This is a genomic window from Microbacterium sp. KNMS, from assembly GCF_053851835.1.
This window is the reverse complement of sequence record NZ_JBSQBP010000023.1, coordinates 1-17,808: the sequence shown is the minus strand read 5'-3', so window position 1 is coordinate 17,808 and position 17,808 is coordinate 1. Positions and strand designations below refer to the sequence as shown.

Sequence of the window (17,808 nt, the reverse complement as noted above, 5' to 3'; positions counted from 1 at the left end):
CGTCCTCCGTGGCGGTTTCGTCTCGCTTCGCTCGCTCAACCCGCGGCGACGGGCGAGCCGCTTCGCGGCTCAGGATCGTCCGCCGCGAGCTGACCGCACGCGCCGTCGATCTCCTTGCCCCGGGTGTCGCGGATGGTCGTGGGCACGCCCGCATCGTTGAGGCGGCGGACGAACTCCATCTGCACCGAGCGCTCCGACGCGTCCCACACCGAACCCGGCGTCGGGTTCAACGGGATGGGGTTCACGTGCACCCATCCCTTGCCGCGCGCGTTGAGCTTCTCGGCGAGGAGGTCGGCGCGCCACGCGTGGTCGTTCATGTCGCGGATGAGGGCGTATTCGATCGAGACGCGGCGTCCGGTCGCGTCGAAGTAGGCGCGCGCGGCATCGAGCGCCTCGTCGACCTTCCAGCGCGAGTTGACGGGGATGAGCTCGTCGCGCAGCTCGTCGTCGGGCGCGTGCAGCGACAGCGCGAACGTGACGGGGATGTCCTCGGCCGCGAGCTTGCGGATGGCCGGGACCAGCCCCACGGTCGACACCGTGATGCCGCGGGCGCTCATGCCGAGGCCCTCCTTCTTGTCGACCATGACCCGAACCGCCTGCATGACGCGCGCGTAGTTCGCGAGCGGCTCGCCCATCCCCATGAAGACGATGTTCGAGACGCGCTCGGCGCTGTGGTCGTCGGCCTTCTTGCCGCCCAGCTCGCCCGACGCGATGACCTGGTTCGCGCGCACGATCTGGTCGACGATCTCGGCCGCCGACATGTTGCGCGTGAGACCCGCCTGCCCCGTCGCGCAGAACGGGCAGTTCATGCCGCAGCCGGCCTGCGACGACACGCACAGCGTGATGCGCCCGGGGTAGCGCATGAGCACCGACTCGACGAGCGCTCCGTCGTGCAGCCTCCAGAGGAACTTGATCGTGTCGCCGCCGTCGGTCTGCAGGCGGCGCACCTCGGTCAGGAGCGGCGGCAGGAGCCCCGCGACGAGCTCCTCGCGCCCTTCCGCGGGGAGGTCCGTCATCGCGGCGGGGTCGCTCGTGTAGTGCGTGAAGTAGTGCTTCGCGAGCTGCTTCGCCCGGAAGCCGGGGAGGCCGAGCTCCTTGACCTTGGCGACGCGCTCCTCGGGCGTGAGGTCGGCGAGGTGCACGGGCGGCTTGCCCCGCTTCGGGCTCGCGAACTGCAGGAGCGGGCGCCCGCTCTCGTCCTTCTGCTGCTGCCACCCCTCCGTGCGCGGGCGCACCTGCCGCACGCCGGTGCTCGTCGGGCGTGTCGTCGTGCTCTCGGGGCGCTCGGTCATTCCTCCAGGGTAGAGCCCCGCCCTGCGAAGCCGCTGGTTCCGGCAGGGCAGGATGGCTGCATGAGCATCCCCGTCGACGACATCGCCGTGCCGGACCGCGTGCGCGCCCTCGCGGGGCCCGCGCGGCTCGAGCCCGCCTGGCGGAACGAGCTCGGCGGTCTCACCTTCCGAACCGACGACGGGCGGTACATCAAGTGGGGCCCGCTCGACCTCGAGACGTCGATGGCTGACGAGGCCGAGCGGCTCGCGTGGGCGGTGCGGTGGGCTCGGGTTCCCGAGGTGATCGCGCACGGATCGGATGGCGCGCACGAGTGGATGGTGACGCGCGCGCTCCCGGGGCGGAGCGCGGTCGCACCGCGGTGGCTCGCCGACCCCGCGACAGCCGTGCGCGCCGTGGGCGAGGGCCTGCGGGCGCTGCACGAGGCGCTCCCCGTCGCCGAGTGCCCCTGGTCGTGGCAGGTGCCCGACCGTGTGTCCAACGCCGCGCGCCGCGGCATCCGCGTGCCCGACGCCCTCCAGGCCGCGCCGCCCGTCGACCGGCTCGTCGTCTGCCACGGAGACGCCTGCTGCCCGAACACCCTCGTCGACGACGCGGGCCGATGGGCGGGTCACGTGGATTTCGGCGCGCTCGGCGTCGCCGACCGCTGGGCCGACATCGCGGTGGCCGCCATGAGCACCGAGTGGAACTACGGCCCCGGCTGGGAGGACGCGCTCGTCGAGTCCTACGGCGTCGCGCCCGACCGCGAGCGGATGGCGTACTACCGCGATCTGTGGAACGCCACGTGAGCCACGGCTAGAGGAAGACGTCGGGGATGAGGTCCTCGTCGGGCGTCCCGGGCACGGCCGCGTAGCCCGAGAGGTCGGTCACGCCGGCGTCGGCGAGCACGTCCTCGACGATGAGCGTCTGGCCGGAGTACGCGCGCGCGGGCTGCGTGAGCACGACGTGCGCGGCGTCGGCATAGATCTCCGGCGTCCGGCTGCGCGCCATCATCGCGTCGCCGCCGATGACGTTGCGCACCGCCGCGGTCGCGATGAGCGTCTTCGGCCACAGCGCGTTCGCGGCGATCCCCGCGTCCGCGAACTCGGCGGCGAGCCCGAGGGTCGCCATGGTCATCCCGAACTTGGCGATGCTGTAGCCGGGATGAGCCCCGAGCCATCGCGGCGTGACGGTGAGCGGCGGCGAGAGCGACAGGATGTGCGGATTGCCGCTCTCGCGCAGGACGGGGATGGCGGCCCGGCTCAGCATGAACGTCCCTCGAACGTTGACGTCCTGCATGAGGTCGTACTTCTTCGCCGCGAGGTCCTCCGAGCCGGAGAGGTCGATCACGCTCGCGTTGTTGACGACGGCGTCGATGCCCCCGAACGTCCCGACGGTCTCCATGACGGCCTGCGCGATCGCGTCGTCGTCGCGCACGTCGCCGACGATCGCGAGGGCCTGCCCGCCCGCGGCGCGGATGGCATCCGCCGCCGTGTGCACCGTGCCCTCGAGCCGCGGGTGCGGGGTGTCGGTCTTCGCCAGCAGCGCGACGTTGGCGCCGTCGCGCGCGGCGCGCAGCGCGATCGCGAGTCCGATGCCGCGGCTCCCGCCCGACATGAGGATCGTCCGCCCTGCGAGGGAACCGTCCTGGATCATCCGCTCTCCTTCGAACGTGCACGTGGCGCGCGGGCGCGCGCGGATCCATCCTGCCCCGGCGCGGCACCGACGGGCGAAGGCGTTATCGGATGCGCACAATCCCGGAGCGGATCCGCCGATCGGCCGCGATCGCCCGATAGCGTCGGAGTGCGCGGGCCGCGCCGCGCCGCGAGACGAGGAGGTTCGCATGTCGACGTCACCTGAGCAGACCCCGAAGTGGAAGGTGATCGGCCCCGGCCTGGTCGTCGCGGCGACCGGCGTGGGCTCGGCCGACATGGTCGCGACCCTCGTCGCGGGCTCGAACTACGGCTACATGCTCCTGTGGGCCGTGGTCCTCGGCGTGATCCTCAAGATCGTGCTCGTCGAGGGCGCGGGGCGGTACACGGTCGCCACCGGCCGCACGATCTTCGAGGGGTGGCGCTCCCTCGGGCGCTGGCCCGTGTGGTACTTCGCCCCGTACATCGTCATCTGGGGCTTCGTGTACGCGGCGTCGGCCATGAGCTCGACCGCGCTCCCGCTCGTCGCGCTGTTCGGCGGCGAGACCTGGATGTGGGCGGTCGCGATGGGGCTCGCCGGCTTCGTCCTCATCTGGTTCGGCAAGTACCGCTTCTTCGAGCGCATCACGGCCGCGCTCGTCGGCCTCATGTTCGTGACGATCGTGATCCTCGCGATCATCGCGGCGCCCAACGTCTTCCAGGTGCTCACCGGCCTCGTCCCTCTCCTGCCGGATGCCCCGAACGGCATCTTCTACACGCTCGCGCTCGCCGGCGGGGTCGGCGGCACGATCACGCTCGCGGCGTACGGCTACTGGCTGCGCGAGAAGGGGTGGGACAAGCCCCGCTTCCTCCGCGTCATGCGCATCGACAACACGGTCGCGTATGTCGTGACCGGCATCTTCGTGATCTCGATGCTCATCGTCGGGGTCGAGGTCGTGCAGGCGGCGGGCGTGGCGCTGGCGTCCGGCGACCAGGGCCTTCTCGAGCTCGACGCCGTCCTGCGCGAGCGCTACGGCGACTTCATCGGCGTGTGGTTCCTGGTCGGCTTCTGGGCCGCGGGCTTCTCGTCGCTGCTCGGCGTCTGGAACGGCGTCTCGCTCATGTTCGCCGACTTCATGGGCAACATCACCGGCAAGGGCTCCGATCACGCCGACTCCCGCGGACACGGCAAGTGGTTCCGCGTCTACGTGCTGTGGCTGACGTTCCCGCCCATGCTCATGCTGTTCCTCGACCAGCCGATCTTCCTCGTGCTGCTCTACGGATTCCTCGGCGCGCTCTTCATGCCCTTCCTCGCGATCACGCTCCTGCCCATCCTCAACACCGATCGCGTGCCGACGGCGTTCCGCAACCGCTGGCACCACAACGTCGCGCTCGGCATCACGGCCGTGCTCTTCATCGTGCTCGGGGTGTACCAGGCCTGGAACGCGATCGCGACGGTCATCGCGGGCTGAGCCCGCGCCGCCTCACCAGCGCGGGTGGATGGCCTCGCGCAGGCGGGCGTCGTAGATCCGGCGCACGCCGGCCTCGAACGCCTCGCCGAGCGGGGAGACGGAGCCCGCGGCCGCGTTGCTCCGCGCCTGGGCGATCGAGCGGGCGCCGGGGATGACGCTGCTCACGCCCGGCTGCTGCCACAGCCACGCGATCGCCGCCTGCGCGGGCGAGACACCCTCGGGTGCCTGCTCGGCGACGAGCGCGCTGAACTCGCGCGCGGCCTGGACGCCGGTCGCGTAGTCGACGCCGGAGAAGGTCTCGCCCACGTCGAAGGCCTCGCCCGAGCGGTTGTATGTGCGGTGGTCGTTCGCCGCGAACGAGGTCGTCTCGTCGTACCGCCCTGACAGGAGACCCGACGCGAGCGGCACCCGGGCGATGATCCCGACCCCGGCCTCCTGCGCCGCGGGGAGCACCTCGTCGAGCGGCTTGAGGCGGAAGGCGTTCACGATGATCTGCACGGTCGCGACGTTCGGCCGCGCGATCGCCGTGAGCGCCTCCGCGACGGTCTCGACGCTCACGCCGTAGTGGGCGATCGCCCCCTCGTCCACGAGCACGTCGAGCGCGTCGAAGACCGCGTCGTCGGCGTACACCGACGACGGCGGGCAGTGCAGCTGGACGAGATCGAGAGTGTCGACGCCGAGGTTGGCGCGCGACCGGTCGGTCCACGCCCGGAAGTTCTCGAGCGTGTAGTTCTCGGGCACCTGATCGACGCGACGGCCCATCTTCGTCGCGACCGTGATGTCGTCCCGCAGACCGCGCTCGTCGAGGAAGCGGCCGATGATCTGCTCGCTGCGGCCGTCGCCGTAGACGTCGGCGGTGTCGAAGAACGTCACGCCGCCCTCCGTCGCCGCCGCGAGCACGCCGAGCGCGTCGGCCTCCGACACGTCGCCCCAGTCGGCGCCGAGCTGCCACGTGCCGAGTCCCACGACGGAGACGTCGCGTCCGGTTCGTCCGAGTGTCCTGTGCTCCATGTCCGCCTCCGCGTCGTGGGTTGTCGAGCCGCGTCCGATTATGCCCGCCCCGACGACACCGGGCTCAGCTCGGGCCGAGGATGAAGTTCCACGCGCCCGTCGCGATCGCGACGGCAACCGCGGTGAGCGAGATGCCGAGGCCGATCGCGAGGAGCATCCACTCGCGCGCGCCCCAGGGCGAGCGGCGCGCCCACGTCCGGGCGCGGTCGCTCCCGAAGCCGCGCGCCTCCATCGAGGTCGCGAGGGTCGCCCCGCGACGCAGGGCGAGGACGACGAGGGCGAAGGCCATCCCGAGGACGCGGCGCACACGGCGGGTATCGGCGACGCCGCGCGCACGACGGGCCAGCTCGAGCTCGCGCCAGTCGTCGAAGAGGAGCCCGACCAGGCGCATGCCGCCGAGCGCACCGAGCACGAACCGCGCCGGGAGCCGCACGCGCTGCGCGAGACCATCCGCGAGATCCGTCGGATCGACGGTCGCGAAGAGGACGACGCCGGGCAGCGCGAGCGCGAGGATGCGCAGGCACGTCGCGGCGGCGAGGGCGAGCGATCCGTCGCTCACGCGCACGAGCAGCCACTCGAAGTGGACGGTGCCGCTGGGCTCGCCGTACAGCGCGATCGTCACGGCGGCGAGCGGCGCCGCGATCCAGACGGGCGCGGTGCGGCGCCAGAACGTGCGCGCGTCGACGCCGGCGGCGAGGAGCAGCGGGATCTCGAGGAGGAGCGCGACCGCCGCCGAGACGACGTCGATCGTGAGGATGAGCGGGAACGCGATGAGGAGCGCGGCGCCGAGCTTCGCGACCGGGTTCACGTGCGCGAGCGGGCCCCGAGGGATGGGCGGCGCTGGGATCATCCGAGCACCCCCGCTCCGTCGAGGCGGTGGACGCGCGCCTCGAGGGCCGTGAGGACGTCGGCGTCGTGCGTCACGGCGACGACCGCCGACGGAGCGGCGTCTGCTCCGTCGCGCAGCCGGGCGATGATGTCGACGAGCTCGGCCCACGTCGTCGCGTCCTGGCCGAACGTCGGCTCGTCGAGGACGCAGACGCGCGGCCGGGTCGCGAGCATGGCCGCGACCGTGAGGCGGCGCTTCTCGCCGCCCGAGAGGGTATGGGGGTTGGCGTCCGCGAGGTGCGCGAGGCGCAGCGCGGCGAGGAGCTCCTCCCCGCGCGCCGAGATCTCCGCGTCGGGCACTCGGAGCGCGCGCATGCCCACCTCGAGCTCGGCGCGCACCGTGTTCGCGAGGAGCTGGTGATCGGGCGACTGCAGCACGGTGCCGATCCGGGTGAGGAGCTCGCGCGAGCGCCATCGGATGGGCGCGGGGCCCGCCCCTGCCGCGAGTTCGGGTGCCGCCGCCACTCGGCCATCGACCGGCGGCAGGAGCCCTGCGACCGTGCGCGCGAGGGTCGACTTCCCCGCGCCGTTGCGGCCGGTGATGCCGAGCACCTCGCCGGGGCGCACCTCCAGGTCGACGGGGCCGGCCACGGCCGTGTCGCGCAGGCGCCCCACCTGCAGCGCTTCCGCAGCGAGGAGAGGAGCGCCCGGCGCGTGGCGCGGCGAGCCGGGGCGACGCGGCGGGATGCCCGGCACCCACACGCCGCCCGACGCGAGCTCGGCGCCACGTCGGGCGAGGACGACCTCGGGCGTCCCGTCCGCGACGACGCCCTGCTGCCCGTCGCCGAGGACGATCACGCGATCGACGACGGGAAGCCACACGTCGACCCGGTGCTCGACGACGACGAGCGTGGCGCCCGTGTGCGCGACGACGCGCGACACCGCGTCGCGCACCTCGACGACACCCTCGGGATCGAGGTTCGCGGTCGGCTCGTCGAGCAGCAGGAGCCCGGGGCGCATGGCGAGCGCACCGGCGAGGGCGAGGCGCTGCTTCTGCCCGCCCGACAGGGCGGACGTCGAGCGGTCGAGCGGCACGTCGAGGCCGACGATCGCGAGCGCCTCCTGCACGCGCGACCAGATCTCGTCGTGCGGGACGCCGAGGTTCTCGCACCCGAACGCGACGTCGTCCCCGACGCGCGCGAGCACGGCCTGTGCGTCGGGGTCCTGCTGCACGAGCCCGGTCCGTCCGCGTGCGGCCTCCGGCGGCGCGCCGTCGACGAGGAGACGGCCCGCCTGCTCTCCCTCGTCCTCCCCGCCGAGCACGCCGGCGAGCGCCTGCAGCACGGTCGACTTGCCCGATCCGCTCGCTCCGAGAAGCAGCACGCGCTCCCCGGGCCGGATCGACAGCGTGACGTCCTGGGCCGCCCATGCCAGGCGCGTGCCGTACCGCCATCCCCACCCCTCGGCGAGGATGCCGCAGGGGCGGGTCTCCGCCGCCGTCACGTCAGACGCGTCGCGCGACGTCGCGCCCCGCGGCGAAGCGGCTGAGCGCTCCGGTCGCCGCGAGTGCGCGCACGATCGCCCAGCCGCCGAGGCCGGCGATGACGGCGCCCGACAGCGTCGTCGACGCGATGTAGATGGCCGTGAAGGCCGCGTCAGCCCCCGCGTACCAGTTGACGATGTCGTTGATGCCGCAGGCGAGGCCCGCCGCAGCGCCCGCGAGCGCCGCGACGACGGGACCGAAGGCGCGGTACAGGAAGATCGCGAGGACGATCTCGGCGCCGAGGCCCTGCACGAGGCCCGAGACGATCGTGAGCGGACCCCACTGGTTGCCGACGAGCGCCGAGATCACGGCGGCGAGCAGCTCGGTGTAGAGCGCGGCGCCCGGCTTGCGGACGACGAGTCCGCCGATCACGCCCGCGATGAGCCACGGGCCGGCGACGAGGCCGCCGAGCCCGGGCAGGAGCGGGCTGAGCAGCGTGCTCGGCAGCTCGTAGGCGATGTTCCAGACGAGGAACACGACCGCGCACGCGACGCCGATCACGCTCGCGACGACGATGTCGACGACCCGCCACGTGAAGCGGCGTCCGGTCGCGGTCTGTCCTGCGGAAACGGACGTGGACATTCGTTCTCCTTCCTTCGCCGGCATGACCCGGATCAGGTTCGACGGTCGACGCGCGGCTCGCGTCCTCTCAGTCCGGCTCGGCGGACTCCCGTGTGATGTGGGCTGATTCTACTCGCATCCCACGAGCCGCTTCCCGTCTTCGCAGGAGCAGCGGGTACCGTATGCGGGTGGCAATCGACGACATCCCTGCGGCGGAGACCGCGCCGTCGCAGGACGCCGCTGCGGCGCTCACGGCGCTCGGCTGGGTCGACCCCGACGCCGTCGCCGCCTCGCGCACGGCGGGCGCGCTCCCCACGAGCCGCCTCGTGCCCGTCGAGCCATCGCTCCTTCCGCCGCGCACGCGCCGCCGGTTCTGGCTCGGGCCGACGGTCACCCTCGGGGTGCTCGCCCTCGGCTACGTCGCATCCTGCGCGGTGTGGCCGCTCGCGAACGTCGCCCCCACCATCTCGGATCTCACCGTCGAGACGCCGATCGGCGAGGAGTTCCCCGTCACCTGGCCGGAGGACGGCATCGCCGCGCTCGCGGCGGAGGGCGGCCCCGGCGGCCCGATCGCCTCGAGCGACGAGGCGCTGCCGATGGCGAGCATCACGAAGATCATCACCGCGCTCATGATCATCGAGCGCGAGGGCCTCGAGCTGGGTCAGGATGGGCCGTCCTACGCCTTCACGCAGGCCGACAGCGACGAGTACTGGGCCTATCTCACGGCCGATGAGTCGTCGCTCGATGTCCCCGTGGGCGGCACGCTCACGCTGCACGAGATGCTGCAGGGCGTCATGCTCGGCTCGGCGAACAACTACGTCGACCGACTCGTCCTCGAGCTGTGGGGCACGCAGGAGGCCTGGCTCGCCGACGCGCAGGCCTGGCTCGCGCAGCACGAGCTCACGGGCATCACGGTCGCCGACCCGAGCGGCATCGACCCGGCGAACACCGCCGACGCGCGCTCGCTCATCCGCCTCGCCGAGATCGCGCTCGAGGATCCGGTCCTCGCGAGCATCATGGCCGAGGACTCCGTCGTGCTCCCGGGAGCGGGGCTCGTCGAGAACTCGAACCCGCTCATCGGGGACGAGGGCGTGGTCGGCCTGAAGACCGGCTCGCTGTGGTCGACGGGCACGCAGTACTGGAACCTCCTGTCCGCGAAGGAGGTCACGATCGGCCAGACGAGCGTGACGCTCTACGCCGCGGTCGTCGGCCAGCCCGACGACGACAGCCGCGCGATCGTGAGCCGCGAGCTCCTCGCGCAGCTCGAGGAGGGCATGCAGCTGACGACCGCGGTCGCCGCCGAGGTGCCCGTCGCGCACGTCAGGACCGAGTGGGGCGCGCAGAGCACGATCGTGACCGCCGACGAGGCCCAGGTGATCTCGTGGCAGGGCGTCGCGCCATCCACCGATCCGTCGTACGAGGTCGAGCTCGGAGCCGAAGCCGGCGACGAGGTCGGCACGCTGGCCGTGCAGGGCGGGATGGACGACACGAGCGTCGCGCTCACCCTCACCGACGACGTGCCCCCGCCCTCCTTCTGGTGGAGGCTCACGCACCCGCTGTCGCTGTTCGGCCTCGACTGACCCGACCGACCAAGCATGTCTCGCTCGGCGCGGCCAGACGACCGAGCATGTCTCGCTCGGCGCGGGAGGCCGGCCGAGCATGTCTCACTCAGCGCGGGATTCGGCCTCCCTATCCCGCCGGGAGTGAGACATGCAGATCGGGCGGCATCCAGAGCGGGCGACCTGCGGGGCGGGCGACATGCAGATCGGGCGAGGCGCGGACGGACGGGGTGACAGAGGCGGACCGCCCCGGGAGGGAGCGGCCCGCCCTCTGATCAGGCGTCGGCGAGACCGGGAACGACGTACCGCCGCTCGTTGCCGAACCGGTGCGCGGTGATCGACACCGCCTGCTCGTGCAGGAACGGCAGCATCTCCACGCGGCCGGCCGACGTCACAGGACCGTCGTACACGGCGACGTTGGGCGCGCCGTCCGTCGCCGCCACGACGTCGGCGAGCGCACCGCCGAGGAGGCGGATGCGCCCGCCCGTCTGGGCGAGGCGCGCCGCGCGGGCCGCCCACGCCTCCGCATCCTCGAACGTCACCTCGACGCCCGCGTCCGTCAGCCACGTCGCGACCCGCTCGGGAAGAGCAGTCGGCGTGCTCACGACGAGCTCGGCGCCGACACGCAGCCCCGCTGCCGCCACGCGCACGAGCTCCGCCGGCGGGCGTCCGTCGAAGCGGATCGTCACGGGAACCGGCGCGTACCGGAGCACGTTCTGCTCGAGCCGGAGGCCCTGCACATCCCGTGCGACGCCGAACTCCTCCGCGAACGCGACGACGTCGGTTGCGAGCGCCTTCTCGAGCCACTCCGCGCCATCCGCGGCGCCGAGCGCCTCGACCGCGCGCCGCGCCGCGCCATCCGCCCTGCTCGCCGTCACGACGGGCGCATCCGTCCAGGTGCCGAGCCCGAAGAGGTAGCTCGGGCCGCCGGCCTTCGTCCCGGCGCCGACCGCCGACTTCTTCCAGCCGCCGAACGGCTGGCGCTCGACGATCGCGCCGGTCGTGCCGCGGTTCACGTAGGCGTTGCCGACGTCGATGCGCGAGAGCCACCGGGCGATCTCGTCCTCGTCGAGGGCGTGCAACCCCGACGTGAGGCCGTAGTCGACGGCGCGCACGAGGTCGATCGCCTCGTCGAGGGTCTCGGCGGTCATGATGCCCAGCACCGGGCCGAAGTACTCCGTGAGGTGGAACTCGCTGCCGGGCTGCACGCCGTCGCGGATGCCTGGCGTCCACAGGGCGCCGGCGTCGTCGAGCTGCTTCGGCTCGCGCACCCACGTCTGACCGGGCTCGAGCTCGGTGAGGGCGCGGCGGAGCTTGCCCTCAGCGGGGCCGATGAGAGGGCCGATCCGGGCGGCGGCCTGCCACGGCATGCCCACCTCGTAGCCCTCGACCGCGTCCACGAGCTGGCGGCGGAACCGCTCGCTGCGGGCGACCGATCCCACGAGGATGACGAGCGACGCCGCCGAGCACTTCTGGCCGGCGTGGCCGAACGCCGAGTACGCGACGTCCTTCGCGGCGAGGTCGAGGTCCGCCGACGGGGTGACGATGATCGCGTTCTTACCGCTCGTCTCGGCGAGGAGCGGGAGGTCGCGCCGGAACGACCGGAAGAGCTCGGCGGTCTCGTACGCGCCGGTGAGGATGACGCGCTCGACGCGCTCGTGCGACACGAGCCGGCGCCCCAGCTCGTTCTCCTCGACCCGCGCGAGACGCAGCACGTCACGCGGGACGCCCGCCTCCCACAGCGCCTCGGCGAGCACGGCGCCGCAGCGTCGCGCCTGCGACGCCGGCTTGAGGATCACCGGCGACCCTGCGGCGAGCGCGGCGAGGGTCGAGCCTGCGGGGATGGCCACGGGGAAGTTCCAGGGCGGCGTCACGACGGTGAGCCGGACGGGCTCGAACACGGCCCCGTCGACCTCGGCGAGCCGCAGGGCGCTCTCGGCGTAGTAGTGCGCGAAGTCGACCGCCTCGGAGACCTCGGGGTCACCCTGCTCGATGACCTTGCCGCACTCGGACCCCATGACCTCGAGCAGCTCGGCGCGCCGGGCCTCGAGGATGTCGCCCGCGCGATGCAGGATCGCCGCGCGCTCCTCGGGGGCGAGCGCGCGCCATCCCTCGCCCGCCGCGACCGCGCCGTCGACGACGGCGTCGACCTCCTCGAGCGCGCGGAGCGTGTGCGCGGCGAGCGTCTCCTCGCCCAGGGTCGACGCCGCCATGCGGGCGCGGATCTCCGCGGCCCAGGCCCGGTTGCCGGCGATGCTCGGGTCGCTGTCGGGCGCGTTGCGGAAGCCGTCGCGCGGACCCTCGGGCTGCGGCTCACGGCGATCCTGCACCCGGTTGGACGGGGGCACGTCGCTCGGCATGAGGTCGATCGACGCGAGGAAGCGGTCGCGCTCGCGCGCGAACAGGGCGGGATCGGCGTCGAGGTCGAACACGGCCGACATGAAGTTCTCCGGGCTCGCGCCCTCCTCGAGGCGGCGGATGAGGTACGCGATCGCGACGTCGAACTCGTCGGGGTGCACGACCGGCGTGTAGAGGAGGAGCGACCCGACCTCGCGGCGCACGACCGCGGCCTGAGCCGTGGCCATCCCGAGGAGCATCTCGAACTCGAGGCCCGGGCCGTCGGCGATGCCGCGGCGCTTCGCGAGCAGCCACGCGAGCGCGATGTCGAAGAGGTTGTGGCCCGCGACGCCGATGCGCACCGATCGCACGCGCTCGGGGTGCAGCGCGTAGTCGAGCACGGCCTTGTACGACGCGTCGCTGTGCTGCTTGCTCGGCCAGGTCGCGAGCGGCCAGCCGTGGGTCTCCGCGTCGACCTGCTCCATGGGGAGGTTCGCGCCCTTCACGACGCGGACCTTGATCGGGGCGCCGCCTCGCGCGACGCGACCACTCGCCCATTCCTGAAGGCGCATCATCGCGCCGAGCGCGTCGGGGAGGTATGCCTGGAGGACGATGCCGGCCTCGACGTCGTGGAACTCCGGGCGCTCGAGAAGGCGCATGAACACCGCGAGCGTGAGGTCGAGGTCCTTGAACTCCTCCATGTCGAGGTTGATGAACGTGCTGTTCGCGCGAGCGGCCGTGTAGAGCGGCGCAAGTGCGGCGACGGCGTGGTCGACGGCCTCGTCGAACGCCCACGGGCTGTGCGGCGCGACGGTCGAGGACACCTTGATCGACACGTAGTCGACGTCGTCGCGCTCGATGAGGCGTCGGGTTCCGGCGAGGCGCTTATCGGCCTCGCGCTGGCCGAGGATGGCCTCGCCGAGGAGGTTCACGTTGAGGCGGATGCCCTCGCCGCGCAGGCGCGCGAGCGTCGATCCGAGCTTCTCGTCGCGCGCGTCGACGATGAGGTGCCGGACCATCCGGCGCAGGACGGCGCGGCTCGCGGGCACGACGACGCTCGGGAGGACGGGCGCGAGCGCGCCGCCGAGACGGATGAGCCCGCGCAGCGGGGCCGGCAGGAAGCGCGGGATGAGCGGCACGAGGCCGGCGAGACAGCGCGCGGCGACGCCCGTGTCCTCGGGGCGCACGACGCCGTCGACGAAGCCGACGGTGAATGCCAGGCCGTTGGGGTCGCGGAGGACGCCGGCGAGGTTCTTCGCGGCTGCGTCGACCTTCTCGTCGCGCGCCTCGCGCAGCCAGGTGCGGACGAGCGCGATCGCCTCCTCCGCGAGCTGCGGGTCGATGCCGGGGACGTGTGCCGCCTCGTGAGCGGATGACGGGGGTGCGATGGTCATGGCGAGGTCTTTCTCGAGAGGATCGCTCTCATTGTGCGACCGTCCACCATCCGGCAAAAGCGCACGTTTTCGCGCATGACCTTTCGATATTCTCGAACGATGGCGACTCCCTGGAACAGCCGCGGTCTCCTGCTCCTGCACGAGCTCCGGATGCGCGGCACCGTCTCGGCCGTCGCGGCCGCGCGCAGCTACAGCGCATCGACCGTGTCGCATCAGCTGCAGCAGCTCGAGAGGGAGGTCGGCCTCCCCCTCCTCGAGCCGGAGGGGCGAGGTCTGCGCCTGACGGCAGCGGGCGAGGCGGTCGCCCTCCACGCCGCCCAGCTGCTCGCTGCCGAGGAGGCGCTGCGCGGCGAGCTCGCGGCCCTGGCGCCCGACGCGGCGCCGCTGCGGATCGCGGCGCTCCAGACGAGCGCGCGCACGCTCATCCCCCGCATGCTCGACGCCCTTCGCGACGCCCTCCCCGCGCTGCGCGTCGAGGTGATCGTCACCCCTCCCGAGCACGGCCTCTTCGAGACCGAGGCCGGGGGCTTCGATCTCGCGATGGCCGAGCAGTACCCGGGCCATACGCGGCCGCATCGCGCCGGGCTCGACCGCGAGCTGCTCGGCCGCGACCCGATCCGCTTCGCCGCGGGGCCCGCGAGCGGCATCGCGTCGCTCTCCGACGCGCGCGAGGCGGCCTGGGTGATGGAGCCCGAGGGGACAGCCGCCCGCGCGTGGGCGGTGCAGCAGTGCCGGGCTGCGGGGTTCGAGCCCGACATCCGGTACGAGGCGACGGACCTCTCCGCGCACCTCCGTCTCATCGCCGCCGGGCATGCCGTCGGGCTCATCCCGGGTCTCGCTGTCGCGGCCGACGAGGCAGAGCCGCGTCTCGTGGACCTGCCCGGCTCGCCGCACCGCGAGATCTTCACCTCGACGCGCGTGTCGGCACAGCGTCTGCCCGGGCTCCGGATCGCCCGCGACGCCCTCGCGGAGGCGTTCCGCTCGCTCCCCGAGACCTGAGTCGCACCTCAGCGGGACGCCGCGACGAGGATGACGCCGAGATGTGATGGGCTGGAGTCGTGGATGAGACGCAGTGGCTGTGGGTGGCAGGCGCGGGGTGCGGTGTGCTCCTCATCGCGGTCGTGGTGCTCGTCATCGCGAACCGCCGCGGCAGGGAGCGCGCACGTCGTCGAGTGGCGGAGATCGAGGTCGCGAGTGCGACGCGCGCCGCGGAGCTGACCCGCGCGCATGAGGACCAGGTCGCGACGCTGGCGGCCGAGCACGAGAGCCGGCTCGCCGCGGTATCCGACGATCACGAGCGCGAGACCATGCGGCTGCGCGCCGAGACGGCGGCGTCGATGGAGGTGGCGCGCCGCACGCGCGAGACGCTCGCGACGGGGCTGAAGTGGGAGGCCGCATCGCGTCGGCTCATCCTCGCCGCGTGCGAGCAGCTCGGTCTTCGCGGAAGCCTCCACACGAACGTCGTGTTCATGCCCTCCGACGCGCTCGAGACGCGGACCTTCGTCACGCAGATCGACCACGTGCTCCTGCTCGACGGCGCGCGGCTCGTCATCGAGAACAAGCGCTGGCAGGGCGTGCTCTTCGACGGCGTGCGGCCATCCGCCGTGCACGAGGCGTTCGGCAAGCTCGTCGACGAGAACGACCTCGGCGAGCACTTCGCCGTGCAGCTGCGCCGTGATCCCGAGTCGCCGCAGTCGATCACCGTGAACCGCCATCTCGGCGAGCGGGCGCCCGTCGTGCAGGTGCGGCGTCAGGCGCAGCAGCTCTCGCGCTTCGTCGAGCAGGAGCTGTCGGAGCCGATCTGGTTCGACACCTGCGTGCTGTACTCGCACGAGCGGGCCGAAGCGCACCTCCGGCAGCGAGACCAGTCATCGGGCGGAGCGAGCACGTGGGTCGTCGCGGGCGCCGACGGACTCATCGCGTGCCTCGAGTCGTTCGCGAGCCGGACCGGCAACGACGACACGCGGCGAGACGACGCGGCCCTGTTCGAGACGCTGTCCGCCCTCGGCGCCGACGCCACGCGCTTCGGGCCCGACGAGAGCTGACCGGGCGGGCACGGGCGCGCGCTTCTCAGCCTGGGACGTGCGCGCGCGTCCAGGCGTCGATCGCTGCGCGCTCGGTCTGCATGAACGCGTTGATCGCGTCGGTCGCGGCGCGATCGTGCGCGATGGCGCGCCCGTCGATCGCGGTGACGGACTGCACGAACGATGCGCCCATCATCCACACCTGGTCGGCCGCGTGCAGCCGCTCGACCTCGACGTCCTCGTAGGCGACCTCGAGGCCGTTCAGCGACGCCCAGGCGAAGAGCTCGACCTGCGTCGTGCCGTGGAGGATGCCGATCCGCGGATGCGGCGTCACGACGCGGGCGCCCTCGCGCAGGACGATCGACGACTGCGGCCCCTCGAGCACGAAGCCGTCGCGGGTCACGTAGACGCCGTTCTGGGCTCCGCGTCGTTCGTACTCGCGGCGCGCTGCCATGTTCGTCGCATACGAGAGGGTCTTGGCGCCGAGAAGCAGCCACGGTGCGCGCTGAGCGGAATCGCGCAGGAGCTCGCGCTCGAGCGTGGCCACCTCGATCTCGGGCTTCTTGGGAGCGAACCCGGGGTCGATGATCGCGAAGACGGTCGGGGACGTCGGCACATCGACCGCCGACAGGGTCGCATCGGCCCCGCGCGTGATCACGAACTTGATGTGGGCGCGCGCGATCGGGCTCATCCGCCGGATGGCCGCGCGCACGAACAGGTCGAGTGCGCGGACGTTCGGGGCCGGCAGGTCGAGCGCGGCCGCTGACTGGAGGAGGCGCCGCACGTGGAGGTGCCAGGCGAGCGGCACGTCGTCGACGATCGTCGTGGCCTCGAAGACCCCGTCGCCGCGGAGCAGCCCGAGGTCGAACGCGGACACGCTCGCGGCGGCGGGGTCGATCGCGCGGATGTCGGGCTCGCCCGCGAAGGACGTGTCGAGGAGCTGGTCGGCCCGCCCGAAGAACACTCCGAAATCGCTCATGGGATCACGCTAGTGCCGGGGTTCAGCGGAGCGCGGCCGCCCACTCGGACGGATCGCTGCCGAACGGGATGGCCATGAGCCCGTGCCAGAGGATGAGAGCTTCGAGCCATGCGCGCTCCGCTTCTCCGAGGGCTCTCACGGACTCGTACCCGCGCCGCAGGCTCTCGCGCGTCGCCTCGGAAGTCGGCCGCCAGTCGGTGAACCGGGTGCGCAGGTACACCGACGCGCGCGCGAGGTCGTTCACCCGATGTGAGGTCGCGACCTCGTCGAAGTCCAGCACGGCGGCGACGGTGGAGCCGCGGGTCAGGATGTTCGCGGCCCGGAAGTCGTTGTGCACGAGCTGGGGCGGGTCCTCGAGGTCAGGCAGGTCGGCGAGGAGCGCTTCGAGCCGCGAGGAGGCCTCCGGAACCACACGTCGATCGTGGTGCGCGAGCCAGGTTCGGATCCGTGCTCGCGGGTCGCCGACGTCCATCTGGAGGGCGCTGTCACCGCTTTCGCGGCCCAGGGCGTCGTGGAGTCGAGCAAGGCACTGCCCCGCGGCGTGAACCGCGTTCAGATCAGCCGCGTCGAGCCAGACACCCGACACCTCGGGGAGGACGGCCATGGAGAGCGGACCGCGCGGGCCGTCCTGCACCGCGCGGGCACGACGTTCCGTCGTCAGGATCGGTTCCGCCACGGGGACCCCGCGCGCCGCAAGCGAGCTGAGGATCTCGGCGGAGGCAGCCAGCCGATCGAACTGCTCCGTCGCGCAGGACCATTTGACGACCAACGGGCCGCTGCCGCTGCGCACCCAGACGATCGCGTTGCGATCGCTGATCACGAGACGGCCGACGCCGTGCAGATCGATGCCCCACACCTCGCGCAACGTGACCGAGAGCCACTCCGAGGCGTCGGGAAGACCGGTGAACCCGAACCGTTCGAGAAGCGCAGCGTCGGGAGAGGTCTGCTCCCACAGCATCGACAGGCCAGCAGGCAGGGTCATGCGGCGATGCTACGGGGAGCAGATCTGTGGACGACCGTCATGGTGCGGTTCTCAGCATCTGAGGGTGCGGGTGAGTTTGGCGTGGAGTCTGGTGCGGGAGGTGGGTGCTGGTCGGTGGCGGTGGTGTCGGTCGATCCAGTGGGGGGCGGCGATGTAGGGCACGCCGTGGTGCATGTGGATGTTCCAGCCGGAGGTGTCGAGGTGGTGGTGGTGCCACC

The 17,808-nt window shown here is 72.4% G+C and carries 14 protein-coding genes and 1 riboswitch; of the genes, 5 read left to right on the top strand and 9 right to left on the bottom strand.

Annotated features, from left to right (window positions below; all coding sequences use genetic code 11):
* Positions 1 to 35: 35 nt before the first annotated feature.
* Entirely contained in the window at positions 36 to 1,292 is a 1,257-nt protein-coding gene (gene rlmN / locus ACWXWW_RS13830) for a 23S rRNA (adenine(2503)-C(2))-methyltransferase RlmN (RefSeq protein WP_324013852.1), read from the bottom strand.
* Between the two features lie 60 nt (positions 1,293 to 1,352).
* Between rlmN and ACWXWW_RS13825 the strand changes: the two genes are divergently transcribed.
* Positions 1,353 to 2,078, top strand: coding sequence for a phosphotransferase (locus ACWXWW_RS13825; protein WP_455970369.1), 726 nt, complete (start codon positions 1,353 to 1,355; stop codon positions 2,076 to 2,078).
* Positions 2,079 to 2,085: 7 nt separating this feature from the next.
* Here ACWXWW_RS13825 and ACWXWW_RS13820 read toward each other — a convergent pair whose 3' ends face one another.
* Entirely contained in the window at positions 2,086 to 2,925 is an 840-nt protein-coding gene (locus ACWXWW_RS13820; protein WP_455970367.1) for an SDR family oxidoreductase, read from the bottom strand.
* 187 nt (positions 2,926 to 3,112) lie between these two features.
* Here ACWXWW_RS13820 and ACWXWW_RS13815 point away from each other — a divergent pair, with 187 nt between their 5' ends.
* Positions 3,113 to 4,372 carry an Nramp family divalent metal transporter gene (locus ACWXWW_RS13815; RefSeq protein WP_455970365.1) on the top strand — a complete coding sequence of 420 codons (1,260 nt, stop codon included), beginning with the start codon at positions 3,113 to 3,115 and terminating at the stop codon, positions 4,370 to 4,372.
* Positions 4,373 to 4,384: 12 nt separating this feature from the next.
* Here ACWXWW_RS13815 and ACWXWW_RS13810 read toward each other — a convergent pair whose 3' ends face one another.
* The 4 genes from ACWXWW_RS13810 to ACWXWW_RS13795 all read right to left on the bottom strand — a co-directional run bounded on the left by ACWXWW_RS13810 (position 4,385) and on the right by ACWXWW_RS13795 (position 8,336).
* Positions 4,385 to 5,383: an aldo/keto reductase gene (locus ACWXWW_RS13810; protein ID WP_455970363.1), complete on the bottom strand. Its 999-nt coding sequence runs from the start codon at positions 5,381 to 5,383 to the stop codon at positions 4,385 to 4,387.
* A gap of 64 nt (positions 5,384 to 5,447) precedes the next feature.
* On the bottom strand, positions 5,448 to 6,233 hold the full coding sequence (locus ACWXWW_RS13805) for an energy-coupling factor transporter transmembrane component T family protein (RefSeq protein WP_455970361.1): 786 nt from the start codon (positions 6,231 to 6,233) through the stop codon (positions 5,448 to 5,450).
* Entirely contained in the window at positions 6,230 to 7,714 is a 1,485-nt protein-coding gene (locus tag ACWXWW_RS13800; protein WP_455970359.1) for an ABC transporter ATP-binding protein, read from the bottom strand. Before ACWXWW_RS13800 ends, ACWXWW_RS13805 begins: the two co-directional genes overlap by 4 nt.
* 1 nt (position 7,715) lies before the next feature.
* On the bottom strand, positions 7,716 to 8,336 hold the full coding sequence (locus ACWXWW_RS13795) for an ECF transporter S component (RefSeq protein ID WP_271174348.1): 621 nt from the start codon (positions 8,334 to 8,336) through the stop codon (positions 7,716 to 7,718).
* A riboswitch (TPP riboswitch) is annotated at positions 8,328 to 8,438 on the bottom strand. It overlaps the preceding gene by 9 nt.
* A 65-nt stretch (positions 8,439 to 8,503) precedes the next feature.
* On the opposite strand from ACWXWW_RS13795, the gene ACWXWW_RS13790 reads away from it, so the two are divergent.
* Positions 8,504 to 9,895: a D-alanyl-D-alanine carboxypeptidase family protein gene (locus ACWXWW_RS13790; RefSeq protein ID WP_455970357.1), complete on the top strand. Its 1,392-nt coding sequence runs from the start codon at positions 8,504 to 8,506 to the stop codon at positions 9,893 to 9,895.
* A 254-nt stretch (positions 9,896 to 10,149) separates the two neighbouring features.
* On the opposite strand, the gene ACWXWW_RS13785 is transcribed toward ACWXWW_RS13790, so the two are convergent.
* The gene (locus tag ACWXWW_RS13785; protein ID WP_455970355.1) at positions 10,150 to 13,605 is read right to left on the bottom strand and encodes a bifunctional proline dehydrogenase/L-glutamate gamma-semialdehyde dehydrogenase; all 3,456 of its coding nucleotides are present in this window, start codon (positions 13,603 to 13,605) and stop codon (positions 10,150 to 10,152) included.
* Between the two features lie 99 nt (positions 13,606 to 13,704).
* Here ACWXWW_RS13785 and ACWXWW_RS13780 point away from each other — a divergent pair, with 99 nt between their 5' ends.
* Positions 13,705 to 14,604 (top strand): LysR family transcriptional regulator, encoded by a 900-nt coding sequence (locus ACWXWW_RS13780; protein WP_455970354.1) that lies wholly within the window; start codon positions 13,705 to 13,707, stop codon positions 14,602 to 14,604.
* A gap of 59 nt (positions 14,605 to 14,663) precedes the next feature.
* Complete coding sequence (locus tag ACWXWW_RS13775) at positions 14,664 to 15,650, top strand: nuclease-related domain-containing protein (protein ID WP_324013840.1); 987 nt, start codon at positions 14,664 to 14,666, stop codon at positions 15,648 to 15,650.
* 25 nt (positions 15,651 to 15,675) lie between these two features.
* Here the strand turns inward: ACWXWW_RS13775 and ACWXWW_RS13770 are convergent, their stop codons facing one another.
* Positions 15,676 to 16,608 carry an aminotransferase class IV gene (locus ACWXWW_RS13770; RefSeq protein ID WP_455970352.1) on the bottom strand — a complete coding sequence of 311 codons (933 nt, stop codon included), beginning with the start codon at positions 16,606 to 16,608 and terminating at the stop codon, positions 15,676 to 15,678.
* 22 nt (positions 16,609 to 16,630) lie between these two features.
* Positions 16,631 to 17,590 (bottom strand): phosphotransferase enzyme family protein, encoded by a 960-nt coding sequence (locus tag ACWXWW_RS13765; protein WP_455970350.1) that lies wholly within the window; start codon positions 17,588 to 17,590, stop codon positions 16,631 to 16,633.
* Positions 17,591 to 17,808 lie beyond the last annotated feature (218 nt).